The 15,039-nt window shown below is 64.4% G+C and carries 14 protein-coding genes; 8 read left to right on the top strand and 6 right to left on the bottom strand.

The genetic code is table 11. The annotated features are described in order from the left end of the window. Positions 1–86 precede the first annotated feature (86 nt). Positions 87–1,502: an FAD-linked oxidase C-terminal domain-containing protein gene (locus tag X742_RS168380; protein WP_023769703.1), complete on the bottom strand. Its 1,416-nt coding sequence runs from the start codon at positions 1,500–1,502 to the stop codon at positions 87–89. Positions 1,503–1,812: 310 nt separating this feature from the next. Between X742_RS168380 and X742_RS168385 the strand changes: the two genes are divergently transcribed. Together X742_RS168385 and X742_RS168390 are read left to right on the top strand one after the other, a co-directional pair. Then, complete coding sequence (locus tag X742_RS168385) at positions 1,813–2,292, top strand: thioesterase family protein (RefSeq protein WP_023769702.1); 480 nt, start codon at positions 1,813–1,815, stop codon at positions 2,290–2,292. A 238-nt stretch (positions 2,293–2,530) separates the two neighbouring features. Beyond that, positions 2,531–2,728, top strand: coding sequence for a hypothetical protein (locus tag X742_RS168390; RefSeq protein ID WP_015317249.1), 198 nt, complete (start codon positions 2,531–2,533; stop codon positions 2,726–2,728). Here the strand turns inward: X742_RS168390 and X742_RS168395 are convergent. Continuing rightward, positions 2,725–3,204, bottom strand: coding sequence for an Lrp/AsnC family transcriptional regulator (locus tag X742_RS168395; RefSeq protein WP_023769701.1), 480 nt, complete (start codon positions 3,202–3,204; stop codon positions 2,725–2,727). The genes X742_RS168390 and X742_RS168395 overlap by 4 nt on opposite strands. Before the next feature lie 89 nt (positions 3,205–3,293). On the opposite strand from X742_RS168395, the gene X742_RS168400 reads away from it, so the two are divergent. The 3 genes from X742_RS168400 to X742_RS168410 all read left to right on the top strand — a co-directional run bounded on the left by X742_RS168400 (position 3,294) and on the right by X742_RS168410 (position 5,937). After that, entirely contained in the window at positions 3,294–4,202 is a 909-nt protein-coding gene (locus tag X742_RS168400) for a DMT family transporter (protein ID WP_023769700.1), read from the top strand. A 185-nt stretch (positions 4,203–4,387) separates the two neighbouring features. After that, entirely contained in the window at positions 4,388–5,494 is a 1,107-nt protein-coding gene (locus tag X742_RS168405; RefSeq protein ID WP_198019176.1) for a histidine kinase dimerization/phosphoacceptor domain -containing protein, read from the top strand. Next, a complete protein-coding gene (locus X742_RS168410; protein WP_023769698.1) occupies positions 5,491–5,937 on the top strand; it encodes a response regulator in 447 nt (148 codons plus the stop codon). Before X742_RS168405 ends, X742_RS168410 begins: the two co-directional genes overlap by 4 nt. A gap of 9 nt (positions 5,938–5,946) precedes the next feature. Here X742_RS168410 and X742_RS168415 read toward each other — a convergent pair whose 3' ends face one another. Further along, complete coding sequence (locus X742_RS168415) at positions 5,947–6,834, bottom strand: dienelactone hydrolase family protein (protein WP_023769697.1); 888 nt, start codon at positions 6,832–6,834, stop codon at positions 5,947–5,949. Positions 6,835–7,088: 254 nt separating this feature from the next. On the opposite strand from X742_RS168415, the gene X742_RS1000000174705 reads away from it, so the two are divergent. Beyond that, complete coding sequence (locus X742_RS1000000174705; RefSeq protein ID WP_023792110.1) at positions 7,089–7,244, top strand: hypothetical protein; 156 nt, start codon at positions 7,089–7,091, stop codon at positions 7,242–7,244. 9 nt (positions 7,245–7,253) lie between these two features. Continuing rightward, on the top strand, positions 7,254–7,691 hold the full coding sequence (locus tag X742_RS168420; RefSeq protein WP_023769695.1) for a hypothetical protein: 438 nt from the start codon (positions 7,254–7,256) through the stop codon (positions 7,689–7,691). 31 nt (positions 7,692–7,722) lie between these two features. On the opposite strand, the gene X742_RS168425 is transcribed toward X742_RS168420, so the two are convergent. Further along, entirely contained in the window at positions 7,723–10,038 is a 2,316-nt protein-coding gene (locus X742_RS168425; protein WP_023769694.1) for a glucose/quinate/shikimate family membrane-bound PQQ-dependent dehydrogenase, read from the bottom strand. 256 nt (positions 10,039–10,294) lie between these two features. Here X742_RS168425 and X742_RS168430 point away from each other — a divergent pair, with 256 nt between their 5' ends. Next, positions 10,295–13,015, top strand: a complete 2,721-nt coding sequence (locus X742_RS168430; RefSeq protein ID WP_023769693.1) for a UvrD-helicase domain-containing protein — start codon at positions 10,295–10,297, stop codon at positions 13,013–13,015. A gap of 31 nt (positions 13,016–13,046) precedes the next feature. Here X742_RS168430 and X742_RS168435 read toward each other — a convergent pair whose 3' ends face one another. Beyond that, complete coding sequence (locus X742_RS168435) at positions 13,047–13,361, bottom strand: hypothetical protein (RefSeq protein WP_015317239.1); 315 nt, start codon at positions 13,359–13,361, stop codon at positions 13,047–13,049. Between the two features lie 122 nt (positions 13,362–13,483). Beyond that, positions 13,484–15,037, bottom strand: a complete 1,554-nt coding sequence (locus X742_RS168440) for a trimethylamine methyltransferase family protein (RefSeq protein ID WP_023769692.1) — start codon at positions 15,035–15,037, stop codon at positions 13,484–13,486. Positions 15,038–15,039 lie beyond the last annotated feature (2 nt).

Raw genomic sequence — 15,039 nt, 5'->3', positions numbered from 1 at the left:
TCTAACCGCCCCCCTTAGCGTGCGTCGCGCTTCGCCTGCACGACCTTGCCGCCTTGCGCGGTCAAGGCGCGCTCGTCGCGGTGCCCTTAGCCCGCGTCAGGCAGGATCTTGCCCGGATTCATGATGTTTTGCGGATCGAGCGCCTGCTTGATCGTGCGCATGATGTCGACGCCGTGACCGAGTTCGCTTCGCAGGAAGCCGATCTTGCCCTGCCCGATGCCGTGCTCGCCGGTGCAGGTGCCCTCCATGGCGATCGCCCGCATGTTGAGCCGCGCGACGAATTTTTCCGACAGCGCGATTTCCTTGGGATCGTTGACATCCATCAGCACCAGCACGTGGAAATTGCCGTCTCCGGCATGGCCGACGATGGGCGCGATAAGTCCCATTTCGGCAATGTCGGCCTCGGTCTCCATGACGCATTCGGCAAAGCGCGAGATCGGTACGCAGACATCGGTCGACAGGCCCTTGGCGCCCGGCCGCAAGGTCAGTGACGCCCAGTACGCGTCGTGCCTGGCCTTCCACAATTTGGTTCGTTCCTCGGCAACGCTGGTCCACAGGAACGGCCCGCCACCATTGTCTTGCGCGATCATTCCGAAGGTGTCGGCCTGCTCGGCAACGCCTGCGTCGCTGCCATGAAACTCGACGAACAGGCACGGGCTCTCGGGATAATCGAGCTTGGAGTAGGTCTTCATCGCCCGCATCTGCAGCGCGTTGACCAATTCGATGCGCGCCACCGGAATGCCCATCTGGATCGTCGCGATGACGGCGTTGCAAGCCGCTTCGACGCTCGGGAACGGGCAGACGCCGCCCGAGATCGCCTGCGGAATACCTTGCAGCTTTAGGGTCAGCGCGGTGATGATACCGAGCGTGCCCTCGGAGCCGACTAGCAGCCGGGTCAAATCATAACCCGCCGAACTTTTCTTCGCCCGCTTGCCGGTCGTCACCGTCTCGCCGTCGGCCATGACGGCGGTCAGCGACAGCACGTTCTCGCGCATCGTGCCGTAGCGAACCGCATTGGTGCCGGAAGCCCGCGTCGCCGCCATGCCGCCGAGCGAGGCATTGGCACCCGGATCGATCGGAAAGAACAGGCCGGTGTCGCGCAGATGCCGGTTCAAATCCTCGCGCGTGACGCCGGGTTCCACCGTGCAGTCGAGATCCTGCGGATTGACCGAAAGAATGCGGTTCATGCGCGATGTGTCGACCGAGATGCCGCCGCCCGGCGCATTTGTGTGGCCTTCCAGGGAAGAACCGACGCCGAAGGCGATCACCGGCACGCGATGCGCCGCGCAGGCACGCACGATTTCCTGCACCTCGGCCGTCGTCTCCGGGAAAGCGACGCCGTCGGGCGCCTGCGTCGGAATATAGGTGGTCGTGTGCGCGTGCTGCGAGCGGATGGCCTGTCCGGTCTGGAAGCGCTCGCCCAGCCGCTGCTTGAGGATGCCGAGCACCGCGGCGATGCCTTCCTCGTTGCGTTCGACCGGATTGAGGTCGCTCAGAGCCATGAATTCCTCCGCGAATGGACCAGCGTCCACCCTTGTTATGCGAGTATGGATGCCTAAAGCAATTTCAGGAAAAGTGTGAAGCGGTTTTCCATCCGAAATTGCGTCAGAATGTAAAGACACTCACCGGCCACGCTCTGTCCAGCACCAGAACAAGGAAGTTTCGATGTCCATTCCCGCCCCCTTCGTCTCCAAGCCCATGGACATCGAGAAGGACTGGNAAGTGTGAAGCGGTTTTCCATCCGAAATTGCGTCAGAATGTAAAGACACTCACCGGCCACGCTCTGTCCAGCACCTGAACAAGGAAGTTTCGATGTCCATTCCCGCCCCCTTCGTCTCCAAGCCCATGGACATCGAGAAGGACTGGATCGACTATAACGGCCATCTCAACATGGCCTATTACAACGTGCTGTTCGACCGCTGCTCGGACGAGGCCTTCGAGGCGATGGGCATGGGTCTGGACTATGTGAAAGAGCGGCGGCTCACCATCTACACCGCCGAGGTCCATGTCTGCTACGTCAGGGAACTGCACCTGGACCACAAGGTCATGGTCTCCTTCCAGCTCATCGACCATGACGAGAAGCGGCTGCGGGCCTATCAGGAAATCCGCCATGTCGACGGCTGGCTCGCCGCTACGTCCGAAACCCTGTCGCTGCATGTCGACATGTCGGGGCCGAAGGTGGCGCCCTTCCCGGCCGACGTGCTGGCCAGGATCGAAGCCATGCGCGCCGCCCACTCCGTGCTCCCGATGCCCGAGCGCGCCGGCCGTTCGATCGGGATCAAGCGCAAATAGGGCGAAGCCCAAGGCGACCGGGTCTGGCCTCAAAGCCACACCCGCGATCCAAAATCGGCGGGTTCCTGAAATCGGCCGGGACGCGTGCTTGAAGCCACCTCGCACCCGCATTAACCTTACCGAGGATTTAACGGGAACAAGCCATTTGAGCCGTTGAACGACTCAGCGGAGCGGTCGAAAACGTCCGCACAAGGGTTGTTTAGCGGGCGGCGCGGCGAAGCCGGTTCGAGGAACGTGCATGAAAACCGACATCAAGGTCGAAGTGGATAGGCTGGCGGCTGATCCGCGCATATCGGACTACGATTTCTGGCGTTCGCTCAAGAATGTCGACAACGAGATCTTTCACATCGCCAACAACAACGAACCGATCCCGTTCGACATGATCCGCTGGCGCAGCATCCTTAAGCGCGCCCGCCTGAAGCGCGGCCACGCTTAGTGCCGTTGCCTGATCGCCGCCAGCGGCGAGCGCGCGATCACCGGCGACGACTGGATGATCGCCGTGTTGGTCATCGCATAGGGGATGATGCGGTCGATCACCCGTTCGAGCTCGGCGACCGAGCCGACATGCGCCAGCGCGATGAAACAATCCTCACCGGTCACTCGGTCGCATTGTGCGATCTCCGGCAACTCACGGATGATCTCGGCCACGACTGACAATTGCCCAGGCACCGGCCGGATGCGCAGCCACGCCGACAGGTTCAGACCGAGCGCCGCGGGGTTGATCCTGACGCAATAGGCTTCGATCACGCCGTTCTCCTGCAGCCGCTTGATGCGCTCCGCCACGCTTGGCGCCGACAGGCCGACCGAACGGGCCAGTTCCGCGGTGCTGATGCGCGCGTCCTCTTCCAGCAGGCGAAGGATCTTCATGTCGGCCGCGTCGAGATCGATGTTTTCGTTTCGAAGGCGTTTCATGAAAAAGTCCTTGCTTAGGTGAAACGAATGATTGGGAAATCTAGTCATCGTCCATATGAATAGGGAGGATTGGCTACGATACTGATCCCGTGGATGACCAGAGGCAAGCCCCGCATTCCAGCCCTGCCGCTGCCAGCCAGGCCCTAGCCGGGCTTGCGACAAGATTGCCGCCTCATATCTGGTTCGCCGTCAGCGCTGTCTTCCACTATCTCGGCCCGGCCTTCGCCGTGCTGCTTTTTGCGCATGTCGGCGTGCTCGGCATGGCGTGGCTGCGCATAGCCACCGCGGCCCTGGTCTTCGCGCCATTGACCCGCCCATGGCGAACCTTCGCCAGCGCCGATCCTCCGACGCGGCTCCTGCTCGTTGCCTTCGGTGCTTGCCTGGCGGTGATGAACTGTTCGTTCTACCTGGCGCTCGACCGCCTGCCGATCTCGCTGGTGGCCGCGATCGAATTCGTCGGCACCATCGGCGTCGCGCTCGCCGGCCTCAGAAGCACCCGCAATCTCACCGCTCTTGCCGTCGCCGTCACCGGCACCTTGCTGCTGATCGACGTCAAATGGTCAAGCGACCCGGTCGGGCTGGTCTGGGCGTTCCTCAACGGCGCGCTCTTTGTCGGCTACATCGTGCTTGGCCACCGTGTCGCCCGCGCGGGCACCGGCGACGGCATCGCTGGCCTGGGTGCGGCCATGGCGGTCGCTTTCGTCGTCGTGCTGCCCGTTGGCTTCACCCAGGCTCGGCCCGCCTTTTTGTCCCCGCCGCTGCTCGTCGCGGCCATCGGCGTCGGCATCTGCTCGTCGGTCATCCCGTATGTCTGCGACCAGCTCGCCATGGCGCGGTTGCCGCGCGCGAGTTTCGCGCTGATGCTGTCGCTGCTGCCGGTCACCGCAACTCTGATCGGCGTCGTCGTGCTGCGCCAGATACCCGGTCCGTCCGATTGCCTCGCCATCGCGCTGGTCGTGACCGGCGTCGCGCTTCACAGGCCGGCCTCGGCTGGCTAGCCGAAAAACGCCCTCCTCGCGGTCGGTTGCGGAAAGCCTCTATCGGTTCCCTGCCTGCGACGAACTGCGACAGACGCCCGTAATTGAAACCAAATTCGGCTTTGAGCCGTTGTCTCCCGCGAAAAATGGCTTGGAGTGACGCTATGGAACGGAAACGGACCAGGGAGCCGGCGGACGCATGGCACATGACCGACGACCTTCATGTCGAGCACGGCAAGGGCGACCCCTTCGCGGCGGCCATCCGCGCCACGCGCATGTCGATGATCATTACCGATCCGCGCCGGCAGGACAATCCGATCGTCTTTGCAAACGAAGCCTTCCTGCGCCTGACGGGTTATGAGCGCGACGAGGTTCTCGGCAGGAACTGCCGCTTCCTGCAGGGGCCGGAGAGCGACAAGGAAGCTATCGCTCAGATACGCGCCGCGATAGCCGATGAAACCGACATCAGCGTCGATATCCTGAATTACCGCAAGGACGGATCGACCTTCTGGAACGCGCTCTACATAAGCCCGGTCTCCAACGACAAAGGCGAACTGCAGTTCTTCTTCGCCTCGCAACTCGATGTTTCGGACCGGAAGCTCTGGGAAAATCGTATCACCGCGGACAAGGAACGTTTTGAAAAGGCTGTCAAGGAACGCACGGCTGAGCTCGAAGCGGCGCTTGAGGCGCAGACCACGCTGCTGCATGAAGTCGATCATCGCGTGAAGAACAATCTGCAGATGATTTCCTCGCTTATCCTCATGCAGAGCCGCACCGTCTCCGACGCGAACCTCAAGCGCTCGCTTGGCACGATGTTGGAGCGCATAGAGGCGCTCAGTACCGTGCACCGCCGGCTCTACCAGTCCAAGGATGTCAGCAAGTTCGATGTTTCCGACTTCGCCAAGGATCTCATCTCCGACCTGCTCACGGCTTCGGGACGTTCGGAAATCAATCCGACACTCGATCTCGAACCCGTCGTCGTCCCGGCCGAGAAGGCAACGCCGGTGGCCCTGATGGTCAACGAACTCGTCACCAACGCGCTCAAGCATGCCTTCAAGGAAAGGCCCGACGGCACGAAATCGGGCAGCATCGGCATCAAGATGAGCCAGCCGGACGGCCATTTGAACATCGAGGTCTCGGATGACGGCGTCGGCATGGCGGGCGCCAATGGCGACGCCTCCTTCGGCATGCGGCTGATCAAGTCGCTTGCCCGCCAATTGCGTGCCGAGATCGAGTGGCGCGATGCCGGTCCCGGCACTCGCGTTGTCATCTCGATGCCCAACGGACCACAGCACAAAGGGAACCTGTCATGATTGAACCACTCAAGGTCCTGATCGTCGAGGACGAGGCGCTGCTGGCCATGGAGTTGGAGAGCCTGGTCGAGGACGCCGGGCACAGCGTCGTCGGCTGGGCAACATCGCTCGCCGAAGCAAAGGACATGGTCAATACCACGCAGGCCGATATCGCCTTTGTCGACATCCATCTCACCGACGGCCCGACCGGCATCGACGTGGCCGAATATATTGGCGACAGGAAAAACTCGATGGTCATTTTCATGACCGCCAACCCGAAGCGCATCCCCGACCACTTTGCCGGCGCGATCGGCGTCATCGCCAAGCCCTACACGATGAACGGGCTGACCTCGGCCCTGCGCTATTTGCAGGAAGGCGTGCGGCGCCCGCCGCCGAAATCGGAGCGCCCGGCGGGCTTCACCCTGTCGCCTGCCTTCGAGACGATCTGGGCGCCGGCCGCCTGAAGGCGATGGTCATGCCAGCTTCTGCCTCAGGAAGGCGATCGTCCTGCCCCAGGCGAGGTCGGCCGCCTTCTTGTCGTAGCGCGCCGCCGAGGTGTCGTTATTGAAGGCATGGTTGGCGCCTTCATAGACATAGACCGTGTATTCGACATGCGCGGCGTCGAGTTCCTTCTTGAAGGCATCGATGCCGGCATTGGTGCGCTCGTCGAGACCGGCATAGTGCAGCAGCGACGCGGCCTTGATCTTCGAGACGTCGGCGGCCTTCGGCTGCATGCCGTAATAGGCGACGCTCGCGGCAAGGTCGGGCGCGTTGACGGCCAGCATGTTGGCCGTGCCGCCGCCCCAGCAGAAGCCGATGGCGCCGACCTTGCCGTTGCCTTCCTTGTCGCCCTTGAGGAAGGCGACCGTCGCCACGCCATTGGCCACGGTCTGCGCCGGATCGAGTTTCCCGACCATGTCGCGCGCCTTGTCCTCGTCAGTGGGCGAGCCGCCGAGCGGCGACAGGAAATCCGGCGCGAGCGCCACGAACCCTTCCAGGGCCACGCGCCGGGCGACGTCGCGGATATGCGGGTTGAGCCCCCTGTTTTCATGGATGACGATGACCGTGCCGAGCTTGCCGGCCTGGTTCGCGGGTTTGACCAGATAGCCCTTCATCTCGCCGCCGCTGCCGGGATAGGTGATGTCCTTGCCCTTTACGCGGGCATCGGTCTCGGCCACGATCGCCGCCTGGGCCGAGTTCGCCGCCAGCATCGGCGCGATGGCGGCCGCCGCCGCGCCCGATCCGGCAAGCCTGGTCAGTTGCTCCATGAAGCGGCGGCGATCCAGTGTCAGATGCGTGTATTCGTCATAGGCATCGATCATTGCCTGGGTGATGACGGGTTTGGTGGTGACGTCGGCCATGGGCTTCCTCGATCTCGTCTCGACCGCGGTGTCCTGCCGGTCGCAAGATAGGGGCGAGCCTCTCATCGTCCAGTCACCGGACCGTGACATCTCGCTGCCTTCGCGGCCGCCGGTCAGCCGGCTGAAGATCATCACGTTTTTGTCATCGGTGACAAATCTTGATGGCGCTGCCACAATAGTGGGGGAAACTGGCTAGCCGGCCGGCCCTTTGGCGGTCACGGTCCTATAGGCCCGATCTGAAAGGAACAATGCCGATGACCATGCCCTCGCCGATCCTGGCAACCGCCTTCGTGGCAGCAGTGGCGGCCGTTCTGGCGATGCGCGCGGCTGTTGTCGCGGCAAGCCGCAAGTCGATGGTCAGGGTCCGCAGCCGCAAGCGCCAGCCCGCGAACACGAAAACCCGAGGTTGAGGTGAAGTCATGGACGTCCAAGACATCGTGAACACCGTCTCGCAGAAGGCCGGTCTCGACCAGGCCACGACCGAAAAGGTCGTCGGCACCATTTTCTCGGTGCTCGAGCACGAGGCCGAGGGCACCAGCGCCTCCTCCTTCTTCGCCAAGATTCCGGGCGCCGATGCGCTGGCGCAGAAATATGACGTCATGGCCGCCGCCCCGGGCGGCGGCGGTGGCGGCTTCATGTCGTCGCTGCAGGGCGCGCTTGGCGGCGTTCTCGGCGAGAAGGCCGGCGCTCTGGTCATCGGCCTCGCCGCGCTCAAGGCCTCCGGCCTCGACTTGGCGCAGATCCAGAAGGCTGGCGAGACGCTTGTCCAGCAGGCCGAGGCGGCCGCCGGCCCCGATTTGACCAACCAAATGCTTGGCTCGGTGCCGAGCCTAAAGAGCCATCTGGGGCTCGGCTGATCGTCAGCTCGCCGAGCCCGGTAACGCCTGCCTACTTCGGCAGCGCGTAGGCCATCACATAGTCGCCCGGCTTGGTGCCCACCGAGCCGTGGCCGCCGGCGACGATGACCACGAACTGGCGTCCGTCCGCGACCGTGTAGGTCATCGGCGTCGATTGCCCTCCGGCCGGCAACCGCGCCTGCCAGAGCTGCTTGCCCGACGTCAGGTCGTAGGCGCGCAAATAGTCGTCGACCGCGGCACCCAGGAAGGCGACACCGCCGGCGGTGATCATCGGCCCGCCAATGCCGGGCACCCCGACCTTAAACGGCAACGGCAGCGGCGTCATGTCGTAGACGGTGCCGTTGCGGTGCTTGTAGGCAATGGTGCCGGTGCGAAGATCGACGCCCGCGACATAGCCCCAGGGCGGCGCCTGGCACGGAATGCCGAGTGGCGACAGGAACGGTCCCATCACCACCGCATAGGGCGCGCCGTCATTGCGGTTCAACCCCTGCTCGCTGCCCTTGGTGTCGCCCGGCGGCGGCACGTCGGCGCGCGGCACCAGCCGCGACGTGAAGGCAAGATAGGTCGGCATCCCGAACATCACTTGCCGCACCGGATCGACCGCCACGCCACCCCAGTTGAACGTCCCGAAATTGCCGGGATAAACCAGCGATCCCTGCAGCGAGGGCGGCGTGTAGCGACCTTCATAGCGCAATTTGTGAAGCGCGATGCGGCACGCCAGCTGGTCGAACATGGTAATGCCCCACATATCGTGCTCGGTCAGTGGCGGCGGGTTGAAGGAAAGGTCGGACGCGGGCTGCGTCGGCGATGTGTGGTCACCCTCGATGGCGCCGCCGGGCGCCGGCACTTCCTTGACCGCAATGACCGGCTCGCCGGTGCGCCGGTCGAGCACATAGAGGTCTCCCTGCTTGGTCGGGCCGACCAGCGCGGGCACCACGGAGCCGTCGGCCTTGGTGATGTCGACCAGGCTCGGCTGCGCAGGCACGTCCATGTCCCATAGGTCATGGTGCACGGTCTGACGCACCCATTTCAACTGCCCGGTGTTGAGGTCCAGCGCGGTGATCGAGGAAGAGAATTTCTCGACATTGGCGCTGCGGCCCATGCCGAGCTGGTCCGGCGTCTGGTTGCCGAGCGGCACGTAGAGCAGGCCGAGCTTCTCGTCGGCGCTCGGTGTCGACCACATGTTGGGCGAGTTGGCGGTGTAGGTCTGGCCGGCCGCCAGCGGCGTCGTCTGGTCCGGATTGCCGGAATCCCAGTTCCACAGCAATTTGCCGCTGCTCGCATCATAGGCGCGGATGACGCCGGACGGCTCCTGCGTCGAATAATTGTCGTTGACAGCGCCGCCGACGATGATCTTGCCGCCGGCGATCAGCGGCGCCGAGGTCGAATAGTAGTAGCCCGACTTCGGATACGGCATGCCGGTCAACAAATTGAGCGTGCCGCCCTCGGCGAAGGCTGGGCAAACCTGCCCGTTGGCGGCATCGAGCGCGATCAGCCGCGCATCCGAGGTCGGCAGGTAGACGCGCGCCGCGCAGGGCTGGCCGGCGGCGCCCGCCGCATCGGCATAATAGGAGACGCCCCGGCAGGTCTGGTGCTGGCGGTCCTTGTCGAGCTTGATCTTGGGATCGTAGCGCCACTTCTCCTTGCCGGTCGCCGCATCGACGGCGATGGCGAAGTTGTGCGGCGTGCAGATATAGAGCGTGTCGCCCACTTTGAGCGGTGTCACCTGATAGGTGGTCTCGCCGACATCGTCGGGGCCCTTCACGTCGCCGGTGCGATAGGTCCAGGCCGGCTTCAGGTTGGCGACATTATCCGGCGTGATCTGGTCGAGCGGCGAATAGCGCTGGCCGAATGGCGTGCGCCCGTAATAATGCCATTCGCCCGCCGGCACATCGCCGCCGAGATTGGCGTTGGGGATCACCTTGTCGGTGTCGAGCACACCGCCGATATCCTTCGGGTCCGTGGTCATCGAATAGCCGGCCACCGCCAGCGATGCCAGCACGGCAAGGATCAAAGGCGCTCGCCCGTCCGGACCGGCAAGGCCGCGCCGCGCCCACGGCGTCAGCAGCCACAGCGCCACCAGCACGATGATGCCGCCGCGCGGGCCGAGCTCCCACCAGTCGAAGCCGGTTTCCCAGACCGCCCAGGCCAGCGTGCCGAGCACGATCGCCGCATAGAGCCAGAGCGCCGTGGAACGGCGCCGGTAGAGCAGCCAGGCGGCGACCAGGAAGGCGAGACCGACGACGATGTAATACCAACTGCCGCCCAGCGAAGCCAACCAGATGCCGCCGGCGCCAAGCGCCAGACCTATGAGGAAGACAATGATGGAGGTGATGGTGACAGCCAAGATGATACTCCTTCGACTGTTGCGCGCATGAGGCGGCCTGGGCCAACCCGGCATTGCGTGTTGCCCGTGCAACTTTCTCCCGACCGCGGCGCCTGTCAAGCGTAGGTCGTGGCCCGCGGGCAGCATCCTCGCTCCGCCTGGGATTGTTCCACAGCGGCGGTTCCCGTATCGGTGAAGCGGCCGTATCAGGCACTTTGCCGGAACAAAACGTAGACAGTTCTGGTCTTTCGCTCCCGAATCACTACATTCGGGGGAGATGTCCGGCTTTTCCGAAGACATGCCCTTTTTCGATGAACCCAATGCGCGGCCCACGGCCCCGTCGGGCATTGCCGCGCGCGCCATGGCTGCCCGCGGCGGCCAAAACAATGCGCCCGACTATCTCAGGGGCTTGAATCCCGAGCAGCGGCTGGCCGTGGAGACCACTGAAGGCCCGGTTCTGGTGCTGGCCGGCGCCGGCACCGGCAAGACCCGTGTGCTGACCACCCGCATCGCCCACATCCTTGCCACCGGCAGGGCCTTCCCCTCGCAGATCCTGGCCGTCACTTTCACCAACAAGGCCGCGCGCGAGATGAAGCAGCGCATCGGCATCCTGATCGGCGAAGGCAATGTCGAGGGCATGCCCTGGCTCGGCACCTTCCACTCGATCGGCGTGAAGCTGCTGCGCCGCCACGCCGAGCTTGCCGGCCTGAGGTCCGACTTCACCATCCTCGACACCGACGACGTCGTGCGCTTGATCAAGCAGCTGATCCAGGCCGAGGGCCTGGACGACAAGCGCTGGCCCGCGAAGCAGTTCGCCCAGATGATCGACGGCTGGAAGAACAAGGGCCAGGGTCCGGCCGATATCGCCGAGGGCGATGCGCGCAGCTTCGCCAACGGCAAGGGCCGCGAGCTCTACAAGGCCTATCAGGAGCGGCTGCAGACGCTGAACGCCTGCGATTTCGGCGATCTGCTCTGCCACCCGATCCGCATCTTCCGCGCCAATCCCGATGTGCTGAAGGACTATCACCGGCGGTTCAAATACATCCTCGTCGACGAGTACCAGGACACCAACACCGCCCAATACATGTGGCTGCGCCTTTTGGCACAGCGGCCGGATGCAGGACGTAACAACTCGACGCCGACAGATGTGCCTACGGCCGAAGGCCGCAAGCCCGACCGGGCGTCCGAGCCGTTGCGAGGCCCCTCCCGCGACGCCGAAGGCGCGCAAAAAAGATGGGGCGGAGGGCCCGCGCCGGCAGGCGCGGAACAGCCCGTGAGCGAAAACAGAGTCAACATCTGCTGCGTCGGCGATGACGACCAGTCGATCTATGGCTGGCGCGGCGCCGAGGTCGACAACATCCTGCGCTTCGACAAGGATTTTCCGGGCGCCACCATCATCCGGCTGGAGCGCAACTACCGCTCGACCGCGCACATACTGGGCGCCGCCTCCCATCTCATCGCCTACAATGAGGGCCGTTTCGGCAAGACGCTGTTCACCGACCGCAACGATCCCGAGGACGGCAAGGTCAACGTCCACGCCGCCTGGGATTCGGAGGAGGAGGCTCGCGCCATCGGCGAGACCATCGAGGCCTACCAGCGCCAGAAGCATAATTTGAACGACATGGCGATCCTGGTCCGCGCGTCGTTCCAGATGCGCGCCTTCGAGGACCGCTTCATCACGCTCGGCCTTAACTACCGCGTCATCGGCGGTCCGCGTTTTTACGAGCGCATGGAAATCCGCGACGCGCTGGCCTTCTTCCGCGTCGTCGCCAACAGCACCGACGACCTCGCCTTCGAGCGCATCGTCAATGTGCCCAAGCGTGGCTTGGGCGAAGCGACCATCCGCCAGATCCACGACACGGCGCGCGGCTTGCGCATCCCGATGCTGGAGGCGGCGGGTACACTCGCGGAAAGCGACGAGTTGAAGCCGAAACCGCGCGCCGCGCTGCGCGAGGTCGCGTCCAATTTCGAACGCTGGCAAAAGGCGCTGGAAGCCACGCCGCACACCGAACTCGCCGAGACCATTCTCGAGGAGAGCGGCTACACCGACATGTGGAAGAACGACCGCTCGGCGGAAGCCCCCGGGCGGCTGGAGAACCTGAAGGAACTGATCCGTTCGATGGAGGAGTACGAGTCGCTGCGCTCCTTCCTCGAACATGTCGCGCTGGTCATGGATGCCGAGCAGAATGCCGGGCTCGATGCCGTTTCCATCATGACGCTGCACTCGGCCAAGGGCCTCGAATTCGAGACCGTCTTCCTGCCCGGCTGGGAGGAAGGTCTCTTTCCCCATCAGCGCGCGCTGGACGAAGGCGGCCGTTCGGGGCTGGAGGAAGAGCGGCGGCTCGCCTATGTCGGCCTGACGCGGGCGAAGAAGAACCTGCATATCTGGTTCGTCTCCAACCGCCTCATCCACGGGCTCTGGCAATCGACCATCCCGTCGCGCTTCCTCGAGGAACTGCCGGAAGCCCATGTCGAGGTCGCCGAAGCCGGCAACTCCTATGGGGGCTACGGCAATCCGTATGGCGGCGGCTCGTTCGCATCCGGCCGTGGCGGCGGCCAGGGGGCAGGAAGACAGAACCCGTATGGCGCCTCGCGCTTCGACAATATTGGCGGCAATTCGGGCGGCGGGGAAAAATCCGGCGCCTTCTCCAACACCTATTCGACGCCCGGCTGGCAGCGCGCGCAGGCCAACCGCACCGAGGCGACCGACCGCAACTGGGGCACGCGCTCGGGCCATCAGGTCGAACGCATCGGCTATGGTGAAACAGACTCCGGCTATGGCGCCGGCCGCACCAGCGTCAAGGGCCGCACCATCGACGGCGAGCTGGTCGCCAAATCCGTCTCCGACACGCCGTCCGCCTTCAGCGTGGGCGACCGCGTCTTCCACCAGAAATTCGGTAACGGCAACATTTCAGCCATCGAGGGCAACAAGCTGACCATCGACTTCGACAAGGCCGGCCAGAAGCGCGTGCTGGACGGGTTCGTGCTGCCAGTGTGAGGCTGCCAGCCTCGAAGGCTGACGTCCCGCCTCAATCCACCTTCTTCTCGCCCCGCTCCCCGGCCTTCACGATATCCCCTGTCGTAAACAGGATTTCCTTCAGTTCCACGCGCCAATCCGTTTTCTGGCGCAGCAGGAATTCTAGGTCCATGCCGAAATGCTTGAACTCCTCGCTCTGCGCGTTCTTCATGATCGCCTTGGCCTGCGGGTTCTTCTCGACCGACATGCGCTGTTCGTACCAGCTGATCGCTTCCGCCTCCTCGATCAGCGAGGTGATCATGCGGGCAAAGGTCCGCACTTCCTGCGACAGTTCTTCCGGCGGTTCGTGGTACTGGTCGAAACCCATGTCGTCCTCCCTCAACGGCTCGCGGATGGAGCCAGGCATTGGCCCGCATCCATGAATGCGCGGGACGCGCCGCGGGTTCCTGGATCACGGCCGCAATTCGGGATGATGGATCTGCAACTATCTCACGACACCGGCGCCGCGCCGCCCTCTTCCGTGCGCCGCGCAATGAACGCATCGAGCACGCCTGACGTGGCGGCGGCCGCAGCCGGCGGCGTGAAATCGGCAAGGGTGCGCTTCCAGATGCCGGTGGCGCGTTCGGTCGCGGTCTTCGACCCGCTTTGCGTCCAGTTGCCGAAATTCGACCAGTCGGCCACCAGCGGCTCGTAGAAGGCGGTGCGGTAGCGCGCCATGGTGTGGCCGGCCGAGAAGAAGTGGCCTCCCGGCTGCACTTCGGCGATCGCCTCGAAGCCAATCGCGTCGTCGTCGCCAGGGGTCGCCGCACAAAGTTCCGCGACCGTCTGCAGCGCCTCGATGTCGGTGACCAGCTTTTCCAGGGAAACGCTCAAGCCCCCTTCCAGCCAGCCGGCCGCGTGGATGCAGACGGTGGCGCCCGCCAGCACCGAGCCCCACAGCGCGAACTGCGTCTCGTGCGCGGCCTGCGCATCCGAAACGTTGGCCGCGCTGCCGCCGCCCGAGCGCCAGGGCAGACCGGTGAAGCGCGCCAATTGGCCCGCACCCAATGTCGCCTTCACGTGCTCCGGCGTGCCGAAGGCCGGTGCGCCCGATTTCATGTCGACATTGGAGGAGAAGGAACCGTAGACCACCGGCGCGCCCGGCCGCACGATCTGCGCCAGCGTCAGCCCGGCCAGCGCTTCGGAATGCTGCAAGGTCAGCGCGCCGGCCACGGTGATCGGCGCCATCGCGCCCGCTAGGCAGAACGGCGTGATGATCAGGACCTGGCCCGCCTTGGCGAAATCGATGATGCCTTGCGCCATCGGAATGTCGAGCTGGCGCGGCGAGTTGGTGTTGATGACGGTGTAGCAATGCGCGCCCGAGCGGAACTCGTCCTCGGACAGCCCCCGGGCCAGCCTGATCATCTCGAAACTGTCATCGACCTGCGGCGTGCCGCGCGCGAAAACGAACGGGAATTTGTCCGACAGGGTCAGCTGCGCCCGGTTGACTGCATAGTGGCGGAAACGATTGTCGATGTCCTGCGGTTCGATGCACGGCCCCAGCATGTGCAAGACGTCGAAATGCTGCACCAGCTTGATCAACTCCTCGAAGGCGACCAGCGTTCCGGGCCGCCGGCCGCGCTCGAGATCGGTGACATTGGGCGCGCCGGAGCCAGCCAGGAACGTCATAGAGCCCAGTTCAAGCGACAGGTCGCGAGCGCGCGCGCCGGCATAAGCGTGGATCGATCGCGGCGCCGAGGCTAAGGCTGCCGCCACCATGTCGCGGCCGATGCGCACCATGTCGGTGTCGGGGTCGACCAGGGCGCCGGCGCGGGCGAGCACCTCGCGCGCCTCGGGCAGCAGCACCTTGATGCCCAGTTCCTCCAGCACGCGCAGCGCCGTGTCGTGGATCGACGCTACCTGGTCGTCGGAAAAGATCGGCTGCGGCAGGAATGGATTCTTCAGCGACCGGTAATTGGGCTTGCGACTTGATTCGCTGCCTGCTTCGCCCATGCGCCCGCGCCGGCGTTCGCGCCTCGTATCCCGTGCAGCGTCATCGACCATCA

The organism is Mesorhizobium sp. LNHC229A00, from assembly GCF_000502415.1.
Taxonomy (GTDB): domain Bacteria; phylum Pseudomonadota; class Alphaproteobacteria; order Rhizobiales; family Rhizobiaceae; genus Mesorhizobium.
Note: the sequence above shows the minus strand (reverse complement) of the source record. Positions and strands in the feature narration are given on the sequence as shown.

Coding starts and splice junctions, on each gene's coding strand:
- X742_RS168380 (WP_023769703.1), bottom strand. CDS start 1,502: ATGGCTCTGAGCGACCTCAATCCGGTCGAACGCAACGAGGAAGGCATC.
- X742_RS168435 (WP_015317239.1), bottom strand. CDS start 13,361: ATGGGTTTCGACCAGTACCACGAACCGCCGGAAGAACTGTCGCAGGAA.
- X742_RS1000000174705 (WP_023792110.1), top strand. CDS start 7,089: ATGACCATGCCCTCGCCGATCCTGGCAACCGCCTTCGTGGCAGCAGTG.
- X742_RS168385 (WP_023769702.1), top strand. CDS start 1,813: ATGTCCATTCCCGCCCCCTTCGTCTCCAAGCCCATGGACATCGAGAAG.
- X742_RS168395 (WP_023769701.1), bottom strand. CDS start 3,204: ATGAAACGCCTTCGAAACGAAAACATCGATCTCGACGCGGCCGACATG.
- X742_RS168440 (WP_023769692.1), bottom strand. CDS start 15,037: ATGGTCGATGACGCTGCACGGGATACGAGGCGCGAACGCCGGCGCGGG.
- X742_RS168405 (WP_198019176.1), top strand. CDS start 4,388: ATGACCGACGACCTTCATGTCGAGCACGGCAAGGGCGACCCCTTCGCG.
- X742_RS168430 (WP_023769693.1), top strand. CDS start 10,295: ATGTCCGGCTTTTCCGAAGACATGCCCTTTTTCGATGAACCCAATGCG.
- X742_RS168415 (WP_023769697.1), bottom strand. CDS start 6,834: ATGGCCGACGTCACCACCAAACCCGTCATCACCCAGGCAATGATCGAT.
- X742_RS168390 (WP_015317249.1), top strand. CDS start 2,531: ATGAAAACCGACATCAAGGTCGAAGTGGATAGGCTGGCGGCTGATCCG.
- X742_RS168410 (WP_023769698.1), top strand. CDS start 5,491: ATGATTGAACCACTCAAGGTCCTGATCGTCGAGGACGAGGCGCTGCTG.
- X742_RS168420 (WP_023769695.1), top strand. CDS start 7,254: ATGGACGTCCAAGACATCGTGAACACCGTCTCGCAGAAGGCCGGTCTC.